Below are 22,604 nucleotides of genomic sequence, written 5' to 3'. Positions count from 1 at the left end.
CCCGCGCCGGGGCGGCGGGCCCCGACCCGCCGCCCCGGTCGTACGCACCGTTCCGTGTAGGGCTTTGTCGGAAGAGATGGCGAGCATGGCAGTGCAGACCGATCCCACGGATGTGGCCAAGTCGGCCGCAGTCCGCGGGCAGGACGGGAAACCACCCGTCGGGCAGCGCGGGGGAGACAAGCGGAAACCGGGTATCGGCGCGGCGCCGTACCTGTTGATGATTCCTGCACTCGCGGTGACGGCGCTCTTCCTCGGGTATCCCCTGGTGAAGAACGTCGTGCTGTCGTTCCAGAACCTCAATATGGGGCAGCTGATCCAGCATGTCACCGAGTGGAACGGCTTCGAGAACTACCAGGAGATCCTCACCGGTGAGGACTTCTGGAGGGTCACACTCCGCACGATCGCGTTCACCGGCGTCAACGTCCTGCTGACCATGGTGCTCGGCACCCTGATCGGACTGCTGCTCGCCCGCCTCGGCAAGAAGATGCGGTTCACCCTGATGATCGGCCTGGTGCTCGCCTGGGCGATGCCGGTCGTGGCCGCGTCCACCGTGTTCCAGTGGCTGTTCGCCTCGCGCTTCGGCGTCGTCAACTACGTACTGGACAAGCTCGGCTGGCACTCGATGGCCGACTTCAACTGGACCGGATCGCAGTTCTCCACCTTCTTCGTGGTCACCCTGCTGATCGTCTGGCAGTCCATCCCGTTCGTGGCGATCAACCTGTACGCGGCGACCACGACGATCGCCAGGGAGCTGTACGAGGCCGCCTCGCTCGACGGCGCCGGCGTCTGGAAGAGCTTCACCTCGGTGACGTTCCCGTTCCTGCGGCCCTTCCTCTACGCCACGACCTTCCTCGAAGTCATCTGGATCTTCAAGGCATTCCCGCAGATCTTCACCATCAGTGAGGGCGGACCCAACCGCCTCACCGAGACCCTGCCGGTCTACGCCTTCATCGAGGGCGTCGGCAACCAGCACTACGGCATGGGCGCGGCCATCTCGCTGCTGACCATCCTGATCATGCTGGGGCTGACCTCCTACTACCTCCGCATCGTTCTCAAGCAAGAGGAGGACGAGCTGTGAAGCGTTCACTGTTCGGCCGCATCTGGCCCAACGCGACGGCGATCGTCCTCTTCGCCGGCCTGGTCTTCCCCGTCTACTGGATGTTCAGCACGGCGTTCAAGCCGACCGGCGACATCATCACCGAGGCACCGGTCTGGTTCCCGGCCGACGTCACGTTCGAGCACTTCAAGACGGCGTACCACGCACCGAACTTCCTGACCCTGGTCAGGAACTCACTCACCGTCACCCTGGTCGCCGTGGCCCTCTCGCTGATCATTGCGCTCTTCGCGTCGTTCGCGCTGGCCCGGATGCGGTTCAAGGGCCGCAAGGGCATGATCCTGGTCTTCATGATCGCCCAGATGGCGCCGTGGGAAGTCATGGTCATCGCGATCTACATGCTGGTCCGCGACGCGGACATGCTCAACAGCCTGGTCCCGCTGACCCTCTTCTACATGGTGATGGTGCTCCCCTTCACGATCCTCACGCTGCGCGGCTACGTTGCCGCGGTGCCCAAGGAACTGGAGGAGTCCGCCATGGTCGACGGCTGTACCCGCCCGCAGGCCTTCGTCAAGGTGATCCTGCCGCTGCTCGCCCCCGGGCTGATGGCCACCTCGCTCTTCGGCTTCATCACCGCCTGGAACGAATTCCCGCTGGTCCTGATCCTCAACAAGGATCCCGAGGCCAAGACGCTCCCGCTCTGGCTCTCCCAGTTCCAGAGTCAGTTCGGCGACGACTGGGGTGCCACCATGGCGGCGGCCTCGATCTTCGCCGTCCCGATCCTCATCCTGTTCGTCTTCCTGCAGCGCAAGGCCGTCAGCGGCCTCACCGACGGTGCCGTGAAGGGATAACGCCGCCCATGACCACTTTGATATCCGCCACGGACACCGTCACCCGCGACGCGCTCGCCGTCCTGCAGCCCGGATTCACCGGCACCACCGCCCCGGACTGGGTGCTGCGCCGGGTCGACGAAGGCCTCGCCTCCGTCGCCCTGTTCGGCCGCAACATCCGCACGCCCGAACAGGTCGCCGCGCTCACCGCCCAGCTCAGGGCCGAGCGCGAGGACCTTCTCGTCGCGATCGACGAGGAGGGCGGTGACGTCACCCGCCTGGAGGTGCGCACCGGCTCCTCATTCCCCGGCAACCTGGCCCTCGGCCACGTCGACGATCTCGACCTGACCCGCGCGGTCGCCCAGGAGCTCGGCCGCCGGCTCGCCGCGTGCGGCGTCAACCTCAACTGGGCGCCGTCCGCGGACGTCAACTCCAACCCGGGCAACCCGGTCATCGGCGTACGGTCCTTCGGCGCCGACCCCCGGCTCGTGGCCCGGCACACCGCCGCATACGTCGAGGGCCTCCAGGCCGCCGGGGTCGCCGCCTGCACCAAGCACTTCCCGGGGCACGGCGACACCGCGATCGACTCGCACCACTCGATGCCGCGCATCGACGTGGACCTGGAGACCCTGCACGCCCGTGAGCTGGTGCCCTTCGGGGCGGCGATCGCGGCGGGCACCAAGTGCGTGATGAGCGCGCACATCCTGCTGCCGGCGCTCGACCCGGACCGCCCCGCCACGGTGAGCCCGCGGATCCTCACCGGCCTGCTCCGCGAGGAGCTGGGCTACGACGGCCTGATCGTCACCGACGCCGTGGAGATGCAGGCCATCGCCGCGACGTACGGCATCGAGCGCGGTTCCGTCCTCGCGATCGCCGCCGGGGCCGACGCGCTGTGCGTCGGTGGCGGACTGGAGGACGACGGCACGGTGCTCCGGCTGCGCGACGCGCTGGTCCGGGCCGTGCGCGGCGGTGAACTCGCCGAGGAGCGGCTCGCGGACGCGGCCGCACGGGTACGTGCCCTCGCGTCCTGGACGCAGGGGGCCGAGGGGGCCGGTTCGGAGCCGTGCGCGGCACAGCAGGAGGGGACCGCGCCCGGCACCGGAATCGGGTCCGACATCGGCCTGGTCGCCGCCCGTCGGGCGGTGCGGGCGACCGGCTCCGCCGGCCCGCTGACCGAGCCCGCCTACGTCGCCGCGTTCACCTCCGCGGCGAACATCGCAGTCGGTGACGAGACCCCGTGGGGCGTCGCCGCCGAGCTGGTCCGGCTGCTGCCGGGCACGGAGACCGGCACGTACAGCAGCGAGACCGGGGCGCCCGTCGCCGCGGTGCTGCGGGCGGCGGGGGAGCGGCGCATCGTCGTGGTCGTCCGCGACGTCCACCGCCACGCCTGGATGGGCGAGGCACTCGACGGTCTGGTGGCCCGGCGCCCCGACACGGTCGTGGTCGAGATGGGCGTCCCGCAGGCGGCCCCCAGGGGCGGCCTGCACATCGCCACCCACGGCGCGGCCCGCGTCTGCGGCCTCGCGGCGGCGGAGATCGTCGTCAGGGGCACGGACGGCCCGACGGCCTGAGTACCGGTGGCGTGATGCGGGGCCGGGGGCCGCATCACGCCCGCGACGGCACAGGAGAGGGCCGGGACACCCGGCGTGGGTGTCCCGGCCCTCCCGTATGTGCTCAAAACGCGCCCTACAGCCCCTGCCACGCCGGCTTCGCCGCGTACGTGGCGCGGAAGTAGTCCGCCAGCTTCAGTTTGGACGCGGCGGCCTCGTCCACCACCACCGTCGCGTGCGGATGCAGCTGGAGCGCCGAGGCGGGAACGATCGAGGCGACCGGCCCCTCCACCGTCTGCGCCACGGCGTCCGCCTTGCCCTTGCCGGTGGCGAGCAGGATCGGGTGGCGGGACTCCAGGATGGTGCCGATGCCCTGGGTGATCACGTGGTGCGGCACCTGTGTGATGTCGTCGTCGAAGAAGCGCGCGTTGTCGATCCGGGTCTGTTCGGTGAGCGTCTTGATCCGGGTGCGGGAGGCGAGTGAGGAGCACGGCTCGTTGAAGCCGATGTGCCCGTCGGTGCCGATGCCGAGGAGCTGCAGGTCCACCCCGCCGGCCTCGGCGAGCGCCCTGTCGTACGCCAGGCAGGCCGCCTGGACGTCCTCGGCGGAGCCGTCGGGGCCCATGAAGGACGCCTCGGACAGGCCGAGCGGTTCGACGACCTCGCGCAGCACCACGGAGCGGTAGGACTCCGGGTGGCCCGCGGGCAGTCCGACGTACTCGTCGAGCTGGCAGATGCGGGCGCGCGAGGCGTCGACGGCACCGGAGCGGACCTTGGCCGCCAGCGCCTGGTAGATGGGCAGCGGGGTCGAGCCGGTGGCAACGCCGAGAAGGGCGTCGGGCTTGCGGCTCAGGAGGGCGCCGATGGCCTCCGCGATGAGTTCGCCGCCTGCCTTGGCGTCCGGGACGATGACAACTTCCACGCGGGGCCTGCCGATCTGAAGAGTTGAGTCAGGTGGTATAGACCAATCTGTCTCCAATCTAGCAGACCTCGGCAACGCGGGCGCGGGGGATGTGCCCGCCCCGGGCACGGCCCGCCGGCGGCCGTCCGGCCCTCCGGGGTCGACGGGTCAGGACGGCGCCGCCGACGCCGCGGCCGGCGACGTTTGCCCGTCGAGGAGCGGTGCGTGGTGCGTGCTCCCGGCGTGCGGCCGGAAGTCCTCGTACTGGATGCACTCGGGCTTTCGGGCGGTGCGGCGAGAGCGCGTGCCGCGCGCTGCGACGGGGCGAACGTTGCCTGTCGGCGCCTGGGTGGCCGCCGCCGTCGCGGAAGCCGCGCTTCGTACTGCTCACAGCTCGGGGCGCCTCGGGCGACGCCGCGCTGTATGCCGAGTACATGCTGGAGATCCGGCTCGGTCTGCCCTGTGGAACCGCCCCGGGAACACCCGCGGGCCACGGCGCCGGGACGGGACCCTCAGCCCGTCCGGCACCGCAGCCCGGAGTAAGACCGGCCGTCACGGACGGTCTGTTCGGCCGGCGGTGTGCGGTGCCCCCGGCCGGGGAGAGGTACCGGCGCGGTCAGGGCAGAGAGCGCGGGTACCTCGATCCGCTCTCCTGTGCGGGGAGAGCGGAAGCTCTGTGCTTAGCATTGTGGACTAGACCATTCGCCTGTGTCCATCCATGTGGCAGCCGCAATTTTCCGGCCTTCTTCCCTTGCGCGCGCGGCCCGGTCGTTCGGTTCGGAGCCATAGCCCCTCCGCGGGTACGCTCGCACACGTGCCCTCCATGAACGACCTCGTCCGCCAGCACACAGCCCTCAGCGACACCGACCTGGAGTGGCTGCATCTGCTGGTCTCGGAGTGGCAGCTGCTCTCCGACCTCTCCTTCGCCGACCTCGTGCTCTGGGTCCCCACCCGCGACGGCACCCGCTATGTGTCCGTGGCGCAGATGCGTCCCAACACCGGTCCCACCTCCTACCAGGACGACATGGTCGGGCATCTGGTGCCGCGCGGCCGCCGTCCGCTGCTGGACGCGGCGCTGGACGAGGGCCGGATCGTGCGCGAGGGAGACCCGGAGTGGCGCGAGGAGGTGCCGGTACGGGTGGAGTCGATCCCCGTGCGCAGGGAGGGTCGGGTCCTCGCGGTCATCGCCCGCAACACCAACCTCCTCACCGTCCGCACGCCGTCCAGGCTGGAGCTCACCTACCTCCAGTCGGCCTCCGACCTGGCCCAGATGATCGCCGCCGGGGCCTTCCCCTTCCCCGGTCAGCAGGTCGACATGGATGCCTCGCCGCGCGTCGGCGACGGACTGATCCGGCTCGATGCCGACGGGGTCGTCCAGTACGCCAGCCCCAACGGCCTCTCCGCGTACCACCGGCTCGGCCTCGCTTCCGATCTGGTCGGCCAGCACCTGGGCGGCATCACCGCCGAACTCGCCCCCTCCCGGGGCCCGGTGGACGAGGCCCTGGTCAAACTGGCCAGCGGCTACGCGCCCCGGGAGTTCGAGGTCGAGTGTGCGGGCGGGGTGATCCAGCTCCGGGCGATCCCGCTCAAGCCCAAGGGTGTCCGCATCGGCTCCCTGGTCCTGCTTCGCGACGTCACCGAACTCCGCCGCCGCGAACGCGAGTTGATCACCAAGGACGCCACCATCCGGGAGATCCACCACCGGGTGAAGAACAACCTTCAGACGGTGGCCGCCCTGTTGCGGCTCCAGGCCCGGCGGATGGACTCCGTACGGGGCCGCGAGGCGCTCAACGAGGCGGTAAGGCGGGTCGGTTCGATCGCCATCGTCCATGAGACGCTGTCCCAGAATCTGGACGAGCGGGTGGAGTTCGACGAGATCGCCGACCGTGTCATCGCGATGGTCGCCGAGATCTCGCCGGGCAAGGTCACCTGTCGCCGGACGGGACGCTTCGGCATCCTCGACGCCGAAGTGGCCACACCCCTGGCGATGGTGCTCACGGAGGTCCTGCAGAACGCCCTGGAACACGCCTTCACGCTCGCCGAGTCCGGCACGGTGGAGGTGTCCGCGGTGCGCGGCGGTTCCTCCGCAGGGGCGCGGCTGCTGATCACGGTCCGGGACGACGGGTGCGGACTGCCCGAGGGGTTCGACCCGCAGCGCGCCGGCAATCTCGGTCTTCAGATCGTCCGGACGCTGGTGGAAGGCGAGTTGGGCGGTACCTTCGCCATGGTCCCGGCCCCCGAGCGCGGCACCCAGGCCGTGCTCGACATCCCCGTCCGGCCTCAGAAGTAGCCCTGCCGGTCCGCCCGTTCACCGGAGTGGGGAGGCGGACGAGCCGACGTGAACACAGCAGTGAGCCCGGACCGTTGTCGCGGTCCGGGCTCACTGTTTCATACATGCGCTTCGGGGGGTACTGCGCGCTGCGACTCGGGGGCGGGGTTGTGCGTACGCGCTGTACGCGCCGCCTGGCTGAGGCTCGTAGCGGTGGCGTCGGTCAGGCGCTGGCGTTACGCGCCCGGTTGCGAGCGGCGCGGCGCTTCATCGCGCGGCGCTCGTCCTCGCTGAGGCCACCCCAGACGCCGGAGTCCTGGCCGGACTCGAGCGCCCACTGCAGGCACTGCTCCATGACGGGGCAGCGGCGGCAGACGGCCTTGGCTTCCTCGATCTGCAGCAGCGCAGGACCGGTGTTGCCGATGGGGAAGAACAGCTCGGGGTCTTCCTCACGACAAACGGCGTTGTGACGCCAGTCCATGGCTGCTACCTCTCCTTGGTATTACATACTGTGCTTGTGAATGTGAACGCTTTCACGAATCCCCCCGCAGATGACGGGCCGACGCCCAGATGAACTGGTTGTGGTTCTGTGCAAGTGAGGAGGGGTTCTGGCTCTCAGCGGAGGCTGGTGTTGCGGGCCGTCCCGATCGCCATGTAGAGATTCGCAAACCTCAGCGGCGGATACAACCCCTTCTGGAAACTTTTTTTTGATTCCTCGGTGTCGACTAGGTCACAGCCGTACTTCTATGGGGTGGAGCCCAGCCCAAACGTTCGAGTTGAAGGACTTTAGACCCTTCTACTCACACAATCACACGCAGTGCACGGCGTACGCCTGTGAACGTCACACTTGTGCGCACTCCCAGGTGGTCGCCGTCCATCTGGAAGGGCAGTGGAACCTTTGAATGCAAGGTGAAGTCCGTGAGGTCGTGAAGTGAAACCGCGTGCTTCCCGGACGGGCCCTTCTCCGGGCTCGACGTGAGCAGCTGAGTGCCGTATCGGGCGACCGCCGGAGTGGAGAGCCTTTTCAGCCCGAGTACATCCAGGCCGGTGTCGAATGTGGCTTTCGGGGATGCGTACAGAGGCCGATTGCCCAGGTAGGACCAGGGGGCGGTGTTGGAGATTATGGACAGCGCCAGATCGGTGACCGGTTCCAGCCCGGGTGTCTCCAGGGTCATCACGCCCTGCCTGCGGTGCGGCTCGTCGATGAACTGCCGGACCACCTGGCGTACGTAGAGCGCGTGCGTGGAGCGCTTGCCGCGTTCGCGTTGCTGTTCGACCCGGCCGACCACGCCCGCGTCGAAACCGAGTCCGGCGCAGAAGGTGAACCAGCGTTCCGGGACGGATTCGTCCTCGGTGCCGGGGGTGCCGGCCGCCAGTCCGAGGCCGACCGTGCGTTCGGTCCGGTTGGCGAGTGCGTCCAGGATCGCTCCGGTCGCCTCCACCGCGTCGTTGGGCAGGCCCAGGGCGCGCGCGAACACATTGGTGGAGCCGCCGGGAACCACCGCGAGGCGCGGGAGGTTGTCCAGGTCGGGGCCGTTGTGGAGGAGACCGTTGACGACCTCGTTGACCGTGCCGTCGCCGCCCAGGGCGACCACCAGATCGATGTCGTCGCTGTCCGCGGCCCGCCGCCCCAGGTCCCGGGCGTGGCCCCGGTATTCCGTGGTCACGGCCTCCAGCTTCATTTCGCTGGCCAGCGCGTGGATGAGCACGTCGCGGGTCCGCGCACTGGTGGTGGTAGCAGCTGGATTGACCACGAGGAGTGCGCGCATGACCGCCAGACTACCTACCGCGCGGTATCACTCTGAAGCCCTGTCCCCCGACCTTCACGCTCGGTGACGACCCGGGTGCTGCGGGGTGGACCGGCCGTCCGTACCCGTACCGGTTTTGACCCCGACTTCGCTTTCGCGGCGCCGGGATGCCAACCTGCAAGGGTGAGTACTCAGCAGAACACGCCCGCTTCGTCGCCCTCGCCGAGGCTCGAACCGGTGAAGCCGAGCAGGATCACTCTCGTCGCCGGACTCACCGCCCTGGAAGGGGCGGCGCTGGCCATCGGCGGGATCTACATGCTGGTCGGGGGGCTGATCGGAAGCCCCGAGAGCTCGCAGCAGGCGGAGATGGGCGGTCTGACACTGATCGCGCTCGCCCTGATCCCGCTGTTCGCCGCCCGCGGTCTGATGGGGCGGCGCAGCTGGAGCCGCGGTCCCGCGCTCATCACGCAGATCATCGCGCTCCCGGTGGCCTGGACGCTGCTGCGGTCGCACGGTGTGCTGATCCCGGCCGGGATCGTCCTCGCCGCGGTGGCCGTGACGGGGCTCTACCAACTGGTCAGGCCAGCGACGGTCGAGGCGCTCGGCATCCGCCGGCCGGGCACCACTCCGGAGAGCTGAATCCGCCCCGCCCGATGACCGGGCGGGGCGGGGCGGCGGCACGGGGCGGCCGCAGGTGCAGGCGGGGCCCCGCCTGCGCGCGGCCCCGCCCGCTACTCCTCGATGAGCAGCCGCTCGCGCAGTTGTGCCAGCGTGCGGGCCAGCAGTCGCGAGACGTGCATCTGCGAGATGCCGACCTCCTGCGCGATCTGCGACTGGGTCATGTTGCCGAAGAAGCGCAGCAGCAGAATCCGCTTCTCGCGCGGCGGCAGGTCCTCCAGCAGCGGCTTGAGCGACTCCCGGTACTCGACGCCCTCCAGCGCCTCGTCCTCGGAACCCAGTGTGTCCGCGACCGCGGGGGACTCGTCGTCCGTGTCCGGCACGTCCAGCGAGAGCGTGCTGTACGCGTTGGCCGATTCCAGGCCCTCCAGGACCTCTTCCTCGGAGATGCCCAGCCGCTCCGCCAGCTCGTGGACCGTGGGCGAGCGCCCGTGCTGCTGGGAGAGCTCGGCGGTGGCCGTGGTCAGCGAGAGCCGGAGCTCCTGGAGCCGGCGCGGCACCCGGACCGCCCAGCCCTTGTCACGGAAGTGGCGTTTGATCTCGCCCACGACCGTGGGGGTCGCGTACGTCGAGAACTCGACGCCGCGGTCGGGGTCGAACCGGTCCACCGACTTGATCAGGCCGATCGTGGCGACCTGGGTCAGGTCGTCCAGCGGCTCGCCGCGGTTGCGGAACCGGCGGGCCAGATGCTCCACGAGCGGCAGATGCATCCGCACCAGCTGATTGCGCAGCTCCGCCTTCTCGGGCGACCCGTCGGGAAGCGCGCGCAGTTCGACGAAGAGCGCCCGCGCTCCGCTGCGGTCGTGTGGATCGTGGTGCCCGTGCTCGCTCATCTGGCCTGCCCGCTCCGCCTGCGACTGCTCCACCGCGACCGTACGGTCCACCGGTCCGTCCGCCCCGTCCACCGGATGGGGCCGGGCCTGTTGTTCCGGGATGCCTGCTGCGCGCACCACCCCTGGTCGCATCGTTTCGTCCCGCACAGGACCGTCCCCGTTCCCGTTGCTCACGCCGGCCCGGGTCCCGCGCCGCGCTGCTTGTAGAGGCTGATGCTGACCGTACGGTCGTCGGCCACCGAGGAGTCGACCTTCCCGGCCAGTGCGGAGAGCACCGTCCAGGCGAAGGTGTCGCGCTCCGGTGCCCGTCCGTCCGTCGTGGGGGCGGTCACCGTGACTTCGAGAGAATCCTCGACGAGCCGGAAGACGCAGCTGAGGACGGAGCCCGGCACGGCCTGCTGAAGCAGGATCGCGCAGGCCTCGTCGACCGCGATGCGAAGATCCTCGATCTCGTCGAGAGTGAAGTCCAAGCGCGCTGCGAGACCGGCCGTGGCCGTACGCAGCACCGACAGGTAGGCACCCGCAGCGGGCAGCCGGACCTCCACGAAGTCCTGATTCCCGGGCTCGCCTGCGATCTGGGACACCCTCACCTCCAAGGTGGCACAAACTCATTCGAGGATCCGGGAAGGGTGCCCCGGAGCCATGTGGTACGTCTTCGGTTCTGGTCCGCGACGCTATCGCGACCCATGATGCCGTGTCGCCAGAGCCCCAGCCCATGGCTGTCACTCATGGTAAGCCCATGAGTACACACGGTGGGTAGAGGTCTGCGGCGGTCAATTGCGAACAACCGGCGCCGGTTTGACGTACCCAGGCCTCAGACGATCGAACCGTCCTCGAAGCACCAGCGCCAGCTCTCGCCCGGTTCGAAGCTCCGCATCACGGGATGACCGGTCTCCCTGAAGTGTGCCGTGGCGTGCTGCAGGGGTGAGGAATCGCAGCAGCCGACATGGCCGCAGACCAGGCAGAGCCGCAGCTGCACGGGGTGGGTGCCCGCCGCGAGACAGTCGGGGCACGTGGCGCTGAGCGGGGCCGGTTCGGGGCGCGGCAGCGCGGACACGTGAGGGCAGTCACTCATGATTGTCAGGTTACGACGGATACGTGGACCGTGAGCTACGGATGCGAGGACCGTGGGATGGACGTATTGCCGCTGGTGGGGCTGATTGCGGCCAGTGCGGCGGTTGCCGGGGCGGCCCGCCGCACCCCCGTGCCGGCCCCGCTGCTGCTCGTCACCGCGGGCCTGATCGCCTCCTACCTCCCGGGGGTGCCCACGTACGCCCTGGACGCGCACGTCGTGCTGCCGCTGCTGCTGCCGCCGTTGCTCTACACGGCGGCCGTCGACAGCTCGTACCTCGATCTGCGGGCCAATTTCCGGCCGATCGCGCTGCTGTCGGTCGGATACGTGCTGTTCGCGACCGTCGCGGTCGGCTGGCTGGCGTACCGCCTCGTGCCCGACCTGCCGCTCACCGCCGCGCTGGTGCTCGGCGCGGTCGTCGCCCCGCCGGACGCGGTCACGGCCGCGGCGATCGCGCGCCGGGTCGGGCTGCCCGGCCGGGTCACGACGGTCCTGCAGGGCGAGTCCCTGGTGAACGACGCCACGGCGATCACTGCCTACAAGGTGGCGGTCGCCGCCGCCGTGGGCGAGGGGATGAGCTGGGGCGCGGGGATCAGCGAGTTCCTCCTCGCCGCGGTCGGCGGTGTCGTGGTCGGCCTGGCGCTGATGGTGCCGCTGCACTGGCTGCGCACCCACCTCAAGGAAGCGCTGCTGCAGAACACGCTGTCGCTGCTGATCCCCTTCGTGGCGTACGCGGCGGCCGAACGCGTACACGCCTCCGGGGTGCTCGCCGTGGTCGTCGTGGCCCTCTACCTGGGGCACCGGTCCTGGCAGGTGGATTTCGCGACCCGGCTCCAGGAGGCGGCCGTCTGGAAGATGGTCGCGTTCATTCTGGAGTCCGCGGTCTTCGCGCTGATCGGGCTCCAGCTGCCCTTCGTACTGAAGGGGCTCGGCGCGTACGCCGTGGCCGACGCGGTCCGGTATGCGGTCGTCGTCTTCCTCGCCGTGGTCCTGGTCCGCTTCATCTGGGTCTACCCGGCGACGTATCTGCCCCGGTGGCTGTCGAAACGGATCAGGGAACGCGAGCCCGACACCGACTGGACGGCTCCGCTGATCATCGGCTGGGCAGGGATGCGCGGTGTCGTCTCGCTCGCCATCGCCTTCTCCATCCCGTTCGCCATGTCCGACAAAAGCCCCTTCCCGGCCCGCAACCTGGTGCTGTTCCTGACCTTCACCACCGTCATCGGCACCCTGGTCGTCCAAGGGCTCACCCTGCCGCTGCTGGTGCGGGTCCTGAAGCTCCCGGGGCGCGACGCGAAGGCCGAGACGCTGGCCGAGGCACAGGCCCAGAGCGAGGCATCCGCGGCCGCCGAGGCGCGGCTGGACGAGCTGCTCGCCGACCGCCGCAACCAGCTGCCGGGACCCCTTGCCGACCGGCTGCGCACTGTGCTGGAACGCCGCCGCAACGCCGTGTGGGAGCGGCTGGGCGCGGCCAATCCGCTGACCGGGGAGTCGGCGGACGACACCTACCGGCGCCTGGCCAGGGAGATGATCGACGCCGAGCGCGCGGTGTTCGTGACTCTGCGGGACGAGCGGCGGATCGACGACGAGATGCTGAGAACGCTGCTCAGGCGGCTTGACCTGGAGGAGGCGGCGGCCTACCGGGAGGAGTCGGACGCCCCCTGAGGGCTGCCCGTGACGACCGCCGCGACCGTGGTCCCCGGAGGGAACGCACCCTCCCCGGCCAGTTCGGTGAGCGCGTAGAGCAGCTTGGCGACGTAGAGCCGCTCCACGGGCAGGCCGTGCCGCTGCTCGAAGTCGTCGGCGAAGGCGTGCAGGGCCGGGGGCGTACGGGCGTAGCCGCCGAAGTGGAAACGCTCGTCCAGGGACCAGGACCCGGCCGGGCCGCCGAAGGCCTCCTGCTGCAGTGCGCGCACCGCGTCCCCGAGGAAGCCGCCGCGCAGCACCGGGACGCCGAGGGCGCGCTGCCCGGGGGCGAGGCCGGCGGCGAGACCGGCGAGGGTGCCCCCGGTGCCGCAGGCCACCGCAACCGCGTCGGCTTGGCCGCGCAGCTCGCGCCCCAGCTCCGTACAGCCCTGTGCCGCCAGGGCGTTGCTGCCGCCCTCCGGGATGACACAGCACTCCCCGAAGGCGCTCAGCAGCCCCGCCAGGACCTCTGGATCGCCCTTCGCGCGGTAGGTCGCGCGGTCCATGAAGTGCAGGGTCATCCCGTCGGCTGCGCACTGGGCCAGCGAAGGGTTCAGGGGGCGGCCGACCAGTTCGTCACCGCGCACCACCCCGACGGTACGGAAGCCGAGCAGCCGCCCGGCGGCGGCGGTGGCCCGCAGATGGTTGGAGTACGCGCCGCCGAAGGTCAGCACGGTGCGCCCGGCGGCGGCCCGCAGATTGAGGGAGAGCTTCCGCCATTTGTTGCCGGGCAGATCGGCATGGATCAGATCGTCACGCTTGAGCAGCAGCCGTACGCCGTGGCGCGCGAAGCGCTCGTCCTCGACCGGTTGCAGGGGTGAGGGGAGCACCGGCTGCAGCCGGGAGAGGTCGAGCGCTTCGGAGGACATGCCGCAATTGTCGCCGGACCGGAGGGACGCCGGTCACCACAGGGGTTCCTGCCGTCGCCGAGGAGGCGTTTCTCGGCGACGACGGCGCGAGCACGTCGTCGTCGCCGAGTCCGGTGTGGTTGGCACGGCCGTGTCCGACAGGTGGACCCGGCCGTCCGATCCGGTCGATTCCGCGTGCAGCGGGCCGGATTCAGTCCTGTCCCAGCCACATGTCGGGGCCGAACACCTCGTAGTGGATGTCGGCCGCCGGGATGCCCTTTGCCAGCAGCTGGGCGCGCACGGCGCGCATGAAGGGCAGGGGGCCGCAGAGATAGGCGTGGGTGCCGGGGGCGACGGCGAGGCCGCTCAGATCGACCTGGCCGGTGCGGTCGGCCCGGTGGCCGGGCTCGGGGTCCTCGTACCAGAAGTGGGCCGCGGCGTCGGGGAGCTTGCCGGTGAGCTGGGCGTGGTCGTTACGCATGGCGTGGGTGGCGGGGGAGCGGTCGCCGTGCACGACGGTGACCGGGGCCCGGTGGCCGGTCGCCGCGAGGTGGTCCAGCATCGAGAGCATCGGGGTGCAGCCGATGCCCGCGGAGGCGAGCAGGAGCGGCGCGTCGGTGGAGTCGAGCACGAGGTCGCCGTACGGGGCGGAGACCCGCAGCAGGTCACCGGCCTTCACCTCGGCGTGCAGATGGCACGAGACCTCACCGTCCGGCGAGCCGCTGCCGTGCACCCGCTTGACGGTGATCGAGCGGAGCTGCGAGCCGGGGGCGCTGGAGAGGCTGTACTGGCGTATCTGGCGGGCCCCGTCGGGGAGTTCCACCTGTACGGAGACGTACTGGCCGGGCCGGAAGGCGGGTGCGGGCGCTCCGTCGGCCGGGCGGAGCTGGAAGGTGGCGACATCGGCGGTCTCCTCGGTCCGGGCGACCACCTCCCACTCGCGCCACACGTCGCCGGCGACGACGCCCTGCTGTGCGTACAGCCGCTCCTCGATCGAGATCAGGGCACCGGCCATCAGCCAGTAGACCTCGTCCCAGGCGGCGGCGACCTCCGGGGTGACCGCGTCGCCGAGCACCTCGGCGATGGCGGCGAACAGGTGGGTGTGCACGATGTCGTACTGGGCGGCGGTGACGCCGAGCGAGGCGTGCTTGTGGGCGATCCGGCCGAGCATCACGTCGGGGCGGGTGTCCGGGTGCTCGATCAGATGGGTCGCGAAGGCGGCGATGGAGCCCGCGAGGGCCTGCCGCTGGGCGCCGGACGACTGGTTGCCGCGGTTGAAGAGGTCGCGCAGCAGCTCGGGGTGGGCGTCGAAGAGCTTGCGGTAGAAGAGATCGGCGATGTCCCCGATGGCCGCGCCAACGGCGGGGAGAGTGGCACGGACGGTGGCGGTCGACGTCTCGGAGAGCATCGGGACTCCTCGCATGTGAATTGGTATGTGAGATTCGTATTTTTGGGCAGTGTGAAACCGGGCAGCGCGAAGCCGGGCGGTGTCGGGTCGGGCGGCAGGGCCTGTGGTGTGGTGTGCGGCTGCTCAGCCGGTGTCAGGGCGGGTGCGGCTGATGCCGATCAGCAGTGGACCGGTGGGGGATGTGACCAGTTCGGTGATGGTGAGGGGGTCGAGTGCGGCGTAGAAGGCCTCTTCCGCGTGGCGCAGCGCGCCGCGCAGCCGGCAGGCCGAGCGCAGGGGGCAGGGTGTGGCGCCCTCGCACTCGACGACGTCGCCGGGTCCTTCCAGTTCCCGTACGAGCCTGCCGATCGAGGCGGAGCGGCCTGCTCCGGTGAGGCTGAGCCCCCCGCCGCGGCCCCGTCGCGCCTCGATCAGTCCGAGGTGCTGGAGCTTGGCGACGACCTTTGCGGTGTGGGTGTACGGCACCTGCATGGTGGCCGCCACCTCCCGGGTGGTCGGCGGATCCTCGTTCTCCGCGACGGCGAGGCGCATCAGTACGCGCAGCGCCACGTCGGTGAATTTCGTCAGCCGCATGCCGGTAACCGTAGATAAGTTGCATCGAGGATGCAACTTAAGTCGGTGCGTGAACATCGCTGAGCGTTGTGCCCAGCACCAAGCCGATTAGTCACACTCTTTTGTGTAATGGTGCGACCGCTCTGCGTGCTGAAAGGCTTCTTCTCGCAGGTCAGCCGAAGACGGAGAGGACGTCAGATGTCCGTTGGTGAAGAGGTTCAGAACGCGTCGTTGCCGCCACAGCAGAGTCTGGGGACGGCGGCGGCGCGGAACCTCGCGACGACCACCAAGTCCGCCCCGCAGATGCAGGAGATCACCTCGCGGTGGCTGCTGAAGATGCTGCCGTGGGTGCAGGTGCAAGGTGGTACCTACCGGGTGAACCGCAGGCTGAGCTACTCGGTCGGGGACGGCAGGGTGACCTTCGTGCAGACCGGTGACCGGGTCGCGGTCATCCCCGCCGAGCTCGGAGAGCTCCCCGCCCTGCGGGACTTCGGTGACGAAGAAGTGCTGGGCGAGCTCGCCCGGCGGTGCGAGCAGCGCGAGATCGCGGCGGGGCAGGTGCTGGCCGCGGCGGGGGATGCGGCGGACAGCGTCTATCTGCTGGCGCACGGCAAGGTCGAGAAGATCGGCACCGGTCCGTACGGGGACGAGACGGTGCTCGGGCTCCATGCCGACGGGGCCTACTTCGGGGACCAGGCCCTGGTCGACGGCGAAGCCGTCTGGGAGTACACGGCCCGTGCCGTCACCGCCTGCACGGTGCTGACACTGAGCCGGGCGGACGTGGTGAACCTCGCCGAGCGCGCGGACTCGCTCCGCGACCACCTCGCCGGACTGCGCAGCATCCCGGAGCAGCGCACCAACAAGTACGGCGAGGCGGCGATCGACCTCTCCGCCGGTCACGTCGGCGAGGCCGTCGTCCCGCACACGTACGTCGACTACGACGCGTCCCCCCGCGAGTACGAACTGAGCGTCGCCCAGACCGTGCTGAAGGTCCACAGCCGGGTCGCCGACCTCTACAACCAGCCGATGAACCAGACCGAGCAGCAGTTGCGGCTCACGGTCGAGGCGCTGCGCGAGCGCCAGGAACACGAGCTGATCAACAACCGCGAGTTCGGGCTGCTCAACAACTGCGACTACGGGCAGCGCCTCCAGCCGCACGACGGCGCGCCCAGCCCCGACGACATGGACGAGCTGCTTTCGCGCCGCCGCGGCTCGAAGCTCTTCCTTGCCCATCCGAGGGCCATCGCCGCGTTCGGCCGAGAGTGCAACAAGCGCGGTCTGGTGCCGGAGAGCGTCGACGTCGGCGGACACCATGTGCCGGCCTGGCGAGGGGTGCCGATCTTCCCGTGCAACAAGATCCCGGTCACCGACGCCCGGACCACGTCGATCATCTGCATGAGGACGGGTGAGGCCGAGCAGGGCGTCATCGGGCTCCAGCAGTCCGGCATCCCCGACGAGATCGAGCCCAGCCTCTCGGTCCGCTTCATGGGGATCGACGAACAGGCGATCATCTCCTATCTGGTGACGGCCTATTACTCCGCGGCCATCCTCGTTCCGGACGCCCTGGGCGTACTGGAAAACGTCGAGGTCAGCCGCTGGCGGTAGCCCCTCGGGGGTCCGGACGACGGTGTCCGGGCCCCCGTCAACCTCCGCCACCGGGCAGCCGTGCCCGGGGCGGCCTCGGGAGGACGCCCCAGTGAGAACCCATCACGTACCCCAACCACCCACACCCCGGGCCCCGGGCGACGACGCCCCGCCCGTTCCCGCCCCGTCCGCCACCGTGGCGCAGGGCCAGGAGGCCGAGGTGCTCCTGGAGCGGACCCGGGCCCTCGTCGATCCCCAACTGCGCTCAGCCGTCGAGTCGTTGCCCGGATCGATCCGCCGCGTCGCGATGTACCACTTCGGCTGGCAGGAGGCCGACGGCAGCCCGTCCTCGGGTCCGGCCGGCAAGGCGATCAGACCGGCACTGGTCCTTGCCGCCGCCCGCGCGCTGGGCGGCGACCAGGAGCAGGCGGTACGGGCAGCCGTCGCCGTGGAGCTGGCCCACAACTTCACCCTGCTGCACGACGACGTCATCGACGAGGACCGGACGCGCCGTCACCGGGCCACCGCCTGGGCGGTTTTCGGCATTCCGGAAGCGGTCATCGCGGGCGACGCCCTGCTCGCCCTCGCCCAGCGGCTGCTCGCCGAGGACCCGTCCCCGGCCGGGGCCCGCGCCTCGGCGCGCCTGTCGACCTGCGTCATCGAGCTGTGCGCGGGCCAGCAGGCCGACTGCGCCTTCGAGGAGCGGGGCCCCGACGAGGTCACGCTGGACGAGTGCCTGATCATGGCCACCGCCAAGACCGGCGCCCTGCTCGGCTGCGCCTGCGCCCTGGGGGCGCTGTACGCGGGCGCGGGGGAGCGGGCGGTCGGCGCGATGGACGGATTCGGCCGGGAGGCCGGCCTCGCCTTCCAGCTCATCGACGACCTGATCGGCATCTGGGGAGACTCGGCGCGGACCGGGAAGCCGGTCGGGGCGGATCTCGTCGCCCACAAGAAGTCCCTGCCCGTCGTCGCCGCGCTGACCTCCGGCACCCCGGCGGCAGCCGAACTCGCCACGCTGTACCGGGGGTCGATGAACACACCCGGCGAGGTGAGCCGCGCCGCCGACGCCGTCGACCGGGCCGGCGGCCGGGACTGGGCGCAGATCGCCGCGGCGGACCGGATGGCCCGTGCGATCCATCACCTGTCCCGGGCGGTCCCCGACCTGGCCCGCGCGGGCGACCTCCTGACCCTGGCGGAGTTCGTCACCCGCCGGACCCACTGACCACGGAACGGAGGCAGGAGAAAGGGAACAGGGTGCCGAGGTCACAGGGCCCGTGAGAGGAAACGGAGGGCGACCGGGCGACTGTCATGGGCACGGGCTACAGTCCGTGCCCATGACAGACGAGTCATGGGCGGGGTGGTACCGGGACCGACAGGGTTCCGACGCCGTCGTCCTCACCACCGACGGACAGCAACTACACCTCCGGACAAGGGGCATCGACTTCGAGGGCGCGAGTTTCGACGGCCTCACCCCGGCCGTCGGCACGCCACCGGCCGACGACCGGTTCACCCTGGTGGACGGCGCGCTGAGCGACTGTGTCCTGGAGTGGGACCTGCCGCTCCCGGTCATCTGGGACGGATCCGTCCATCAGGCCACGCTCAGCTGCCTGTTGTCGCTGCGCCGCCCCGATTCGTACCTCGGTCTGGAGCTGCAGTTCGGCGGTGCGGCCTACACGTCCCATCGCGCCGAGAGCGACTTCGCGTCCGCGCTCGCCACGATCCAGCGCGCCCTGCCGCCCGGCGTGCGTCTCCAGACCTGCATCGCCTGTGCCTTCTCGGACTACTTCCCGGCCCCGGCCGCGGTGCGCGGACTGTCCGGCGGCCTCGCGTGCTTCCGGGGTGCCAAGGACGCCTACCGAGGGGTGGCCGGTGAGGGCGATGTCCGGGACCTGTGGGACCGGCGAACCGGATTCGTTCAGGAGATCTGGAGCTGCCGCGAGTTCGAGCCCCGCCCGGAGCAGGGAGCCGGTACGGGCCACCGGGGCGCCTTCCCGCTGGAACTCGCCTGATCGTCCGGCCCCGGCCGTATCCCGTGCCCGGTCCGTCGGCCGCCCCTGGGCTGCGCATCGGCTGCACGGCGAGCCGGGTCATCGGCGGCTGGCTGCGCAGGCTGCGGCTCCGCCTCCCCGGCACGGACATCACGCTGAGGGTCGACGTGTCGGCCCGCGCGCTGCTCCGCGACGTCGGCGCGGGCGGGCTCGACATCGCCTTCGTGCACGAGGTCGAGGGCTGCCCGCTGGCCGTCCCCGACGGCCTGGAACAGCGCGTACTCCTGGACCGGGAACCGCAGTTCATCTGCATGGCCAGGGACCACCCGGCCGCCGGGCGGCCCGTGGTCGACCTCGTGGACCTGGCCGCCGACCGGTGGATGGTCGACCCCACGGTGGACGGCGAATGGGACGGGCTGCGCCGGGTGTTCGACGAGGCCGGCCTCGCGCCGACCGTCCTGCACGGCGACTACCTCACCGCCGCCTCCCTCGTGGTGCTCGGCGAGGCGGTCGCCCCCTGCCAGCCCACCTCCGGACCGCGCTACGACATGGCGATCCGCCCGCTGCGCGACGACCCCCTCGCCGTACGTCTGCTGCTGGTGTCCCGGCCGGGCGTCGACACGACGACGGTGTACGGGGAGCTGGAGGCGGCCTACCGGGAGGCGGCCCGGCGCGCGGCCGGGTACCACCAGTGGCTGCTGCGCAACCGCAGCCCGCTCGCCCGCACGTCGTGAAGCACGGGTTCCCGATTCCGCCGAGAGCGAGGACCGGTTCCCACCGGGCGGCCCGGCGGGCAGAGTCGCTGCCATGAGGCTTCTGATGCTGGGCGGTACGGAATTCGTCGGGCGCGCCGTCACCGAGGAGGCGCTGGCGCGGGGCTGGGACGTCACGGTGTTCCACCGCGGCCGGCACGCACCCCCACCGGGCGTGACGGAGCTCCTGGGCGACCGCACCACCGAGGGCGGCCTCGCCGCCCTGGCCGGAACGGGCGACGACCCCGACGGCGGGCACGCCTGGGACCTGGTGGTCGACACCTGGAGCGGTGCCCCCTCGGGGGTACGGGACGCGGCCCGCCTGCTGGCCGGCCGGGCCGCCCGGTACGCCTACGTCTCCAGCCGCTCCGTGTACGACTACCCGGCTCCGGCCGGACTGCCGGAGGAGGGTCCGCTGGTGGCCGGCGCCTCGCCCGACGCGGGCGGGGACGTCTCGTACCCTCTGGCCAAGCGCGGCGGCGAACTGGCCGCGCTCGACGCCTTCGGTGACCGGGCCCTCCTCGCCCGCGCGGGACTGATCCTGGGCCCCTGGGAGAACATCGGCAGACTGCCCTGGTGGCTGCGGCGGATCGCCCGCGGTGGGCCCGTACTGGCCCCGGGCACACCGGATCTGAGACTTCAGTACATCGACGCCCGCGATCTCGCGAACTGGCTGCTGGACGCCGCCCGCGGCGGTCTGCACGGACCGTACAACCTGGTCAGCCGCCCGGGGCACGCCACCATGGGGCAACTGCTGGAGGCCTGTGTGCGTGTCACCGGCTCCGACGCGGCACTGCGCTGGACGCCCGCGGAGAGGATTCTCGCGGCGGGTGTGGAACCGTGGAGCGACCTGCCGGTCTGGCTGCCGCCGGGCGAGCTGTACGACACCCTGCACTGCGGAGACGTCAGCAAGGCGTACGCGACCGGCCTGCGCTGCCGCCCGGTCGAGGAGACGGTCGCCGACACCTGGAAGTGGCTGGAGGAGCTGGGCGGACAGGCCCCGCAGCGCACTGACCGGCCCACGGTCGGTCTGGACCCGGGCGTGGAGGCCGAACTCCTGGCGGACACGGCCTGACGCGCCGTCGGTGACGACCGGTGTGCTGCCAGGGCCGCTGACACCCGTCGGCCACCGCTCCGCGTGTGCCCTCACGCACGTCGATACACGGCAGCGCGCCCATGAAGTGCAGCCACCGCTCCGCGTGTGCCCGCGAGCACGGGAGGGCGACCGCACCCAGACGGTCGCCATGCACGCCGCCCAGCGCGTGCCCGCGCGCACGGGCTTCCCTGACGCGGTTCCGCGTAACCGGGTGCATCAGGGCCGAACCGGGCGTGGCATTCCTGTCGTTTGGTAGTCAAAGCTGCATATTGCCCCTTATGGCAACAGAAGCGCGTAGGCGCGGCAAAGGAATCCGGACGGCGGTGGCCACGGCGGCGGCTGCGGCGTTGGTGGGCGCGATGGCGTCCACCGCTCTCGCCGACCCGCTGCCCGGCGGGCTCGGCCCGTGTCTGGGCAGCGACTGCCCGACGGACCGGCTCGATCCGAACAGTGGGGCCGTCACCCACTACGACAGCAACATCGACATCTTCGTCGGCGGCGACTTCCTGGTCCGGGAGGCCGCCGCCGAGGCCGAGGGGAAGATCGTCACTCTCGGCAGGTTCGACATGAACAAGCGCGAGGGAGTCTCGCAGGTCTACGACATCGGCGTGGCCGCCGGCGTGGGCTCCCGGGCCCCCGACGACTCCGACTACCTGACCGTGGGCGGGCCGCTGACCGTCGCGACCGGTCAGCGGCTGCTCGTCGAAGAGGGGGCGAACCACGGTGTGGTCAAGTACGCCCGGACCGTCAGCGGAACGGTGGTCCCGGACCCGGTCCACGAACCGGCCGCCACAGGCCCTTACACGGCGCTGCGCGACCAGCTGACCGCGGCCAGCCACTGCTACGCGTACGACGACAACGAGGACCACCGCCGCCCCGCCACGGGCACCGTGGTGAACGCCGGTTCCGAGACCGTCTTCACCGGTGACGGCACCTCGGCTCTCCAGGTCTTCGCCCTCGATGCCGACGTGGCCACGGCCCAGGGCGGCCAGCAGGGCATCACGTTCAACGCGATTCCGGACGGTGCGACCGTCCTGGTCAACGTCTACGGCAGCGCCCGCAACATCAACACGTACATGGGTTCGCTGCCGCAGGCCGGAATCCGCGAGCACCTGCTGTGGAACTTCCCGGACGCCACCGAGGTCGGCCTGCACGGCACCGGCCAGTTCCAGGGCAGTGTGCTGATCGGCCGGCAGTCAAGTACCACCACCTTGGACATGAGCGGCACCAACGGCCTTTTCCACACCGCCGGTTCGCTGACCCACACCTCGGCGGGCGAGTCGGGCGGCCAGGAGCTGCACGCCTATCCCTTCGACGGTGACCTGCCGACCTGCGACGAGAAGCCGACGTCCACGTCCACGTCCACGCCCACGTCTACGGGCACGGGCACGGGCACGCTGATCTCGACCCCGACGGACACGCTGACCTCGACCCCGACGGACCGCCCCACTCCGACCCCCACTCATACACCGGGACCGAAGCCCAGACCGCCCCACAGCTGGTCGCATAAGTCTGATGGGTCCGGTGGGTGGCACAAGCCTGGTGGGTCTGGCGAGTGGCACAAGCCTGATGGGTCCGGGTCGCATAAGTCTGATGGGTCCGGTGGGTGGCACAAGCCTGGTGGGTCTGGCGAGTGGCATAAGTCTGATGGGTCCGGGTCGCACAAGCCTGATGGGTCCGGGTCGCATAAGTCTGATGGGTCCGGTGGGTGGCACAAGCCTGGTGGGTCTGGCGAGTGGCATAAGTCTGATGGGT

20 protein-coding genes and 1 pseudogene are annotated in these 22,604 nt (G+C 70.5%); 12 read left to right on the top strand and 9 right to left on the bottom strand.

Annotated features, from left to right (window positions below):
* Positions 1-85 precede the first annotated feature (85 nt).
* Genes ACWCQ6_RS13475 through ACWCQ6_RS13465 form a run of 3 tightly spaced genes read left to right on the top strand, consistent with a single transcriptional unit; the run spans position 86 to position 3,455 of the window.
* The gene (locus ACWCQ6_RS13475) at positions 86-1,078 is read left to right on the top strand and encodes a carbohydrate ABC transporter permease (protein ID WP_451088593.1); all 993 of its coding nucleotides are present in this window, start codon (positions 86-88) and stop codon (positions 1,076-1,078) included.
* Entirely contained in the window at positions 1,075-1,905 is an 831-nt protein-coding gene (locus ACWCQ6_RS13470) for a carbohydrate ABC transporter permease (protein WP_451088590.1), read from the top strand. The genes ACWCQ6_RS13475 and ACWCQ6_RS13470 overlap by 4 nt, the downstream gene beginning before the upstream one ends.
* A gap of 8 nt (positions 1,906-1,913) precedes the next feature.
* A complete protein-coding gene (locus ACWCQ6_RS13465; protein WP_451088588.1) occupies positions 1,914-3,455 on the top strand; it encodes a glycoside hydrolase family 3 protein in 1,542 nt (513 codons plus the stop codon).
* Between the two features lie 115 nt (positions 3,456-3,570).
* On the opposite strand, the gene nagB is transcribed toward ACWCQ6_RS13465, so the two are convergent.
* On the bottom strand, positions 3,571-4,356 hold the full coding sequence (nagB, locus tag ACWCQ6_RS13460; RefSeq protein ID WP_451088586.1) for a glucosamine-6-phosphate deaminase: 786 nt from the start codon (positions 4,354-4,356) through the stop codon (positions 3,571-3,573).
* 802 nt (positions 4,357-5,158) lie between these two features.
* Between nagB and ACWCQ6_RS13455 the strand changes: the two genes are divergently transcribed.
* Positions 5,159-6,625 carry a histidine kinase N-terminal domain-containing protein gene (locus ACWCQ6_RS13455; RefSeq protein ID WP_451088623.1) on the top strand — a complete coding sequence of 489 codons (1,467 nt, stop codon included), beginning with the start codon at positions 5,159-5,161 and terminating at the stop codon, positions 6,623-6,625.
* A gap of 202 nt (positions 6,626-6,827) precedes the next feature.
* Here ACWCQ6_RS13455 and ACWCQ6_RS13450 read toward each other — a convergent pair whose 3' ends face one another.
* Positions 6,828-7,085 carry a WhiB family transcriptional regulator gene (locus ACWCQ6_RS13450; RefSeq protein WP_003953983.1) on the bottom strand — a complete coding sequence of 86 codons (258 nt, stop codon included), beginning with the start codon at positions 7,083-7,085 and terminating at the stop codon, positions 6,828-6,830.
* A 319-nt stretch (positions 7,086-7,404) separates the two neighbouring features.
* Positions 7,405-8,373, bottom strand: a complete 969-nt coding sequence (locus tag ACWCQ6_RS13445; RefSeq protein WP_451088584.1) for a diacylglycerol/lipid kinase family protein — start codon at positions 8,371-8,373, stop codon at positions 7,405-7,407.
* A gap of 162 nt (positions 8,374-8,535) precedes the next feature.
* Between ACWCQ6_RS13445 and ACWCQ6_RS13440 the strand changes: the two genes are divergently transcribed.
* The gene (locus tag ACWCQ6_RS13440; RefSeq protein WP_451088582.1) at positions 8,536-8,991 is read left to right on the top strand and encodes a hypothetical protein; all 456 of its coding nucleotides are present in this window, start codon (positions 8,536-8,538) and stop codon (positions 8,989-8,991) included.
* Between the two features lie 92 nt (positions 8,992-9,083).
* On the opposite strand, the gene ACWCQ6_RS13435 is transcribed toward ACWCQ6_RS13440, so the two are convergent.
* The 3 genes from ACWCQ6_RS13435 to ACWCQ6_RS13425 all read right to left on the bottom strand — a co-directional run bounded on the left by ACWCQ6_RS13435 (position 9,084) and on the right by ACWCQ6_RS13425 (position 10,938).
* Positions 9,084-10,037, bottom strand: a complete 954-nt coding sequence (locus ACWCQ6_RS13435) for an RNA polymerase sigma factor SigF (RefSeq protein WP_451088580.1) — start codon at positions 10,035-10,037, stop codon at positions 9,084-9,086.
* Positions 10,034-10,447, bottom strand: coding sequence for an anti-sigma regulatory factor (locus ACWCQ6_RS13430; RefSeq protein ID WP_451088578.1), 414 nt, complete (start codon positions 10,445-10,447; stop codon positions 10,034-10,036). Before ACWCQ6_RS13430 ends, ACWCQ6_RS13435 begins: the two co-directional genes overlap by 4 nt.
* A gap of 230 nt (positions 10,448-10,677) precedes the next feature.
* Positions 10,678-10,938: a UBP-type zinc finger domain-containing protein gene (locus ACWCQ6_RS13425; RefSeq protein ID WP_451088576.1), complete on the bottom strand. Its 261-nt coding sequence runs from the start codon at positions 10,936-10,938 to the stop codon at positions 10,678-10,680.
* Between the two features lie 57 nt (positions 10,939-10,995).
* On the opposite strand from ACWCQ6_RS13425, the gene ACWCQ6_RS13420 reads away from it, so the two are divergent.
* Positions 10,996-12,600 (top strand): Na+/H+ antiporter, encoded by a 1,605-nt coding sequence (locus ACWCQ6_RS13420; RefSeq protein WP_451088574.1) that lies wholly within the window; start codon positions 10,996-10,998, stop codon positions 12,598-12,600.
* Here the strand turns inward: ACWCQ6_RS13420 and ACWCQ6_RS13415 are convergent.
* From ACWCQ6_RS13415 to ACWCQ6_RS13405, 3 genes are all read right to left on the bottom strand, one after another.
* The gene (locus tag ACWCQ6_RS13415; RefSeq protein ID WP_451088572.1) at positions 12,573-13,490 is read right to left on the bottom strand and encodes a 1-aminocyclopropane-1-carboxylate deaminase/D-cysteine desulfhydrase; all 918 of its coding nucleotides are present in this window, start codon (positions 13,488-13,490) and stop codon (positions 12,573-12,575) included. The two genes, ACWCQ6_RS13420 and ACWCQ6_RS13415, sit on opposite strands and share 28 nt — an antisense overlap.
* Before the next feature lie 190 nt (positions 13,491-13,680).
* Entirely contained in the window at positions 13,681-14,877 is a 1,197-nt protein-coding gene (locus ACWCQ6_RS13410; protein WP_451088570.1) for a globin domain-containing protein, read from the bottom strand.
* 123 nt (positions 14,878-15,000) lie between these two features.
* Positions 15,001-15,450, bottom strand: coding sequence for an RrF2 family transcriptional regulator (locus ACWCQ6_RS13405; protein ID WP_451088568.1), 450 nt, complete (start codon positions 15,448-15,450; stop codon positions 15,001-15,003).
* Between the two features lie 177 nt (positions 15,451-15,627).
* Here ACWCQ6_RS13405 and ACWCQ6_RS13400 point away from each other — a divergent pair, with 177 nt between their 5' ends.
* The 6 genes and pseudogenes from ACWCQ6_RS13400 to ACWCQ6_RS13375 form a co-directional block, all read left to right on the top strand.
* The gene (locus ACWCQ6_RS13400; RefSeq protein ID WP_451088566.1) at positions 15,628-17,034 is read left to right on the top strand and encodes a family 2B encapsulin nanocompartment shell protein; all 1,407 of its coding nucleotides are present in this window, start codon (positions 15,628-15,630) and stop codon (positions 17,032-17,034) included.
* Between the two features lie 175 nt (positions 17,035-17,209).
* The gene (locus ACWCQ6_RS13395) at positions 17,210-18,235 is read left to right on the top strand and encodes a family 2 encapsulin nanocompartment cargo protein polyprenyl transferase (RefSeq protein ID WP_451088621.1); all 1,026 of its coding nucleotides are present in this window, start codon (positions 17,210-17,212) and stop codon (positions 18,233-18,235) included.
* Positions 18,236-18,347: 112 nt separating this feature from the next.
* Entirely contained in the window at positions 18,348-19,022 is a 675-nt protein-coding gene (locus tag ACWCQ6_RS13390) for a DUF6304 family protein (RefSeq protein ID WP_451088564.1), read from the top strand.
* A 50-nt stretch (positions 19,023-19,072) separates the two neighbouring features.
* Positions 19,073-19,735 (top strand): annotated as a pseudogene (locus ACWCQ6_RS13385) (LysR substrate-binding domain-containing protein); the annotation flags it as partial.
* 85 nt (positions 19,736-19,820) lie between these two features.
* Positions 19,821-20,828 (top strand): NAD-dependent epimerase/dehydratase family protein, encoded by a 1,008-nt coding sequence (locus tag ACWCQ6_RS13380; protein ID WP_451088619.1) that lies wholly within the window; start codon positions 19,821-19,823, stop codon positions 20,826-20,828.
* A 344-nt stretch (positions 20,829-21,172) separates the two neighbouring features.
* On the top strand, positions 21,173-22,604 hold a 1,432-nt coding region (locus ACWCQ6_RS13375; protein ID WP_451088562.1), incomplete at its 3' end, for a choice-of-anchor A family protein.

The organism is Streptomyces sp. NPDC001880 (assembly GCF_053594575.1).
Note: the sequence above shows the minus strand (reverse complement) of the source record. Positions and strands in the feature narration are given on the sequence as shown.

Coding starts and splice junctions, on each gene's coding strand:
- ACWCQ6_RS13475 (WP_451088593.1), top strand. CDS start 86: ATGGCAGTGCAGACCGATCCCACGGATGTGGCCAAGTCGGCCGCAGTC.
- ACWCQ6_RS13465 (WP_451088588.1), top strand. CDS start 1,914: ATGACCACTTTGATATCCGCCACGGACACCGTCACCCGCGACGCGCTC.
- ACWCQ6_RS13455 (WP_451088623.1), top strand. CDS start 5,159: ATGAACGACCTCGTCCGCCAGCACACAGCCCTCAGCGACACCGACCTG.
- ACWCQ6_RS13450 (WP_003953983.1), bottom strand. CDS start 7,085: ATGGACTGGCGTCACAACGCCGTTTGTCGTGAGGAAGACCCCGAGCTG.
- ACWCQ6_RS13445 (WP_451088584.1), bottom strand. CDS start 8,373: ATGCGCGCACTCCTCGTGGTCAATCCAGCTGCTACCACCACCAGTGCG.
- ACWCQ6_RS13425 (WP_451088576.1), bottom strand. CDS start 10,938: ATGAGTGACTGCCCTCACGTGTCCGCGCTGCCGCGCCCCGAACCGGCC.
- ACWCQ6_RS13420 (WP_451088574.1), top strand. CDS start 10,996: ATGGACGTATTGCCGCTGGTGGGGCTGATTGCGGCCAGTGCGGCGGTT.
- ACWCQ6_RS13415 (WP_451088572.1), bottom strand. CDS start 13,490: ATGTCCTCCGAAGCGCTCGACCTCTCCCGGCTGCAGCCGGTGCTCCCC.
- ACWCQ6_RS13410 (WP_451088570.1), bottom strand. CDS start 14,877: ATGCTCTCCGAGACGTCGACCGCCACCGTCCGTGCCACTCTCCCCGCC.
- ACWCQ6_RS13405 (WP_451088568.1), bottom strand. CDS start 15,450: ATGCGGCTGACGAAATTCACCGACGTGGCGCTGCGCGTACTGATGCGC.
- ACWCQ6_RS13400 (WP_451088566.1), top strand. CDS start 15,628: ATGTCCGTTGGTGAAGAGGTTCAGAACGCGTCGTTGCCGCCACAGCAG.
- ACWCQ6_RS13390 (WP_451088564.1), top strand. CDS start 18,348: ATGACAGACGAGTCATGGGCGGGGTGGTACCGGGACCGACAGGGTTCC.
- ACWCQ6_RS13380 (WP_451088619.1), top strand. CDS start 19,821: ATGCTGGGCGGTACGGAATTCGTCGGGCGCGCCGTCACCGAGGAGGCG.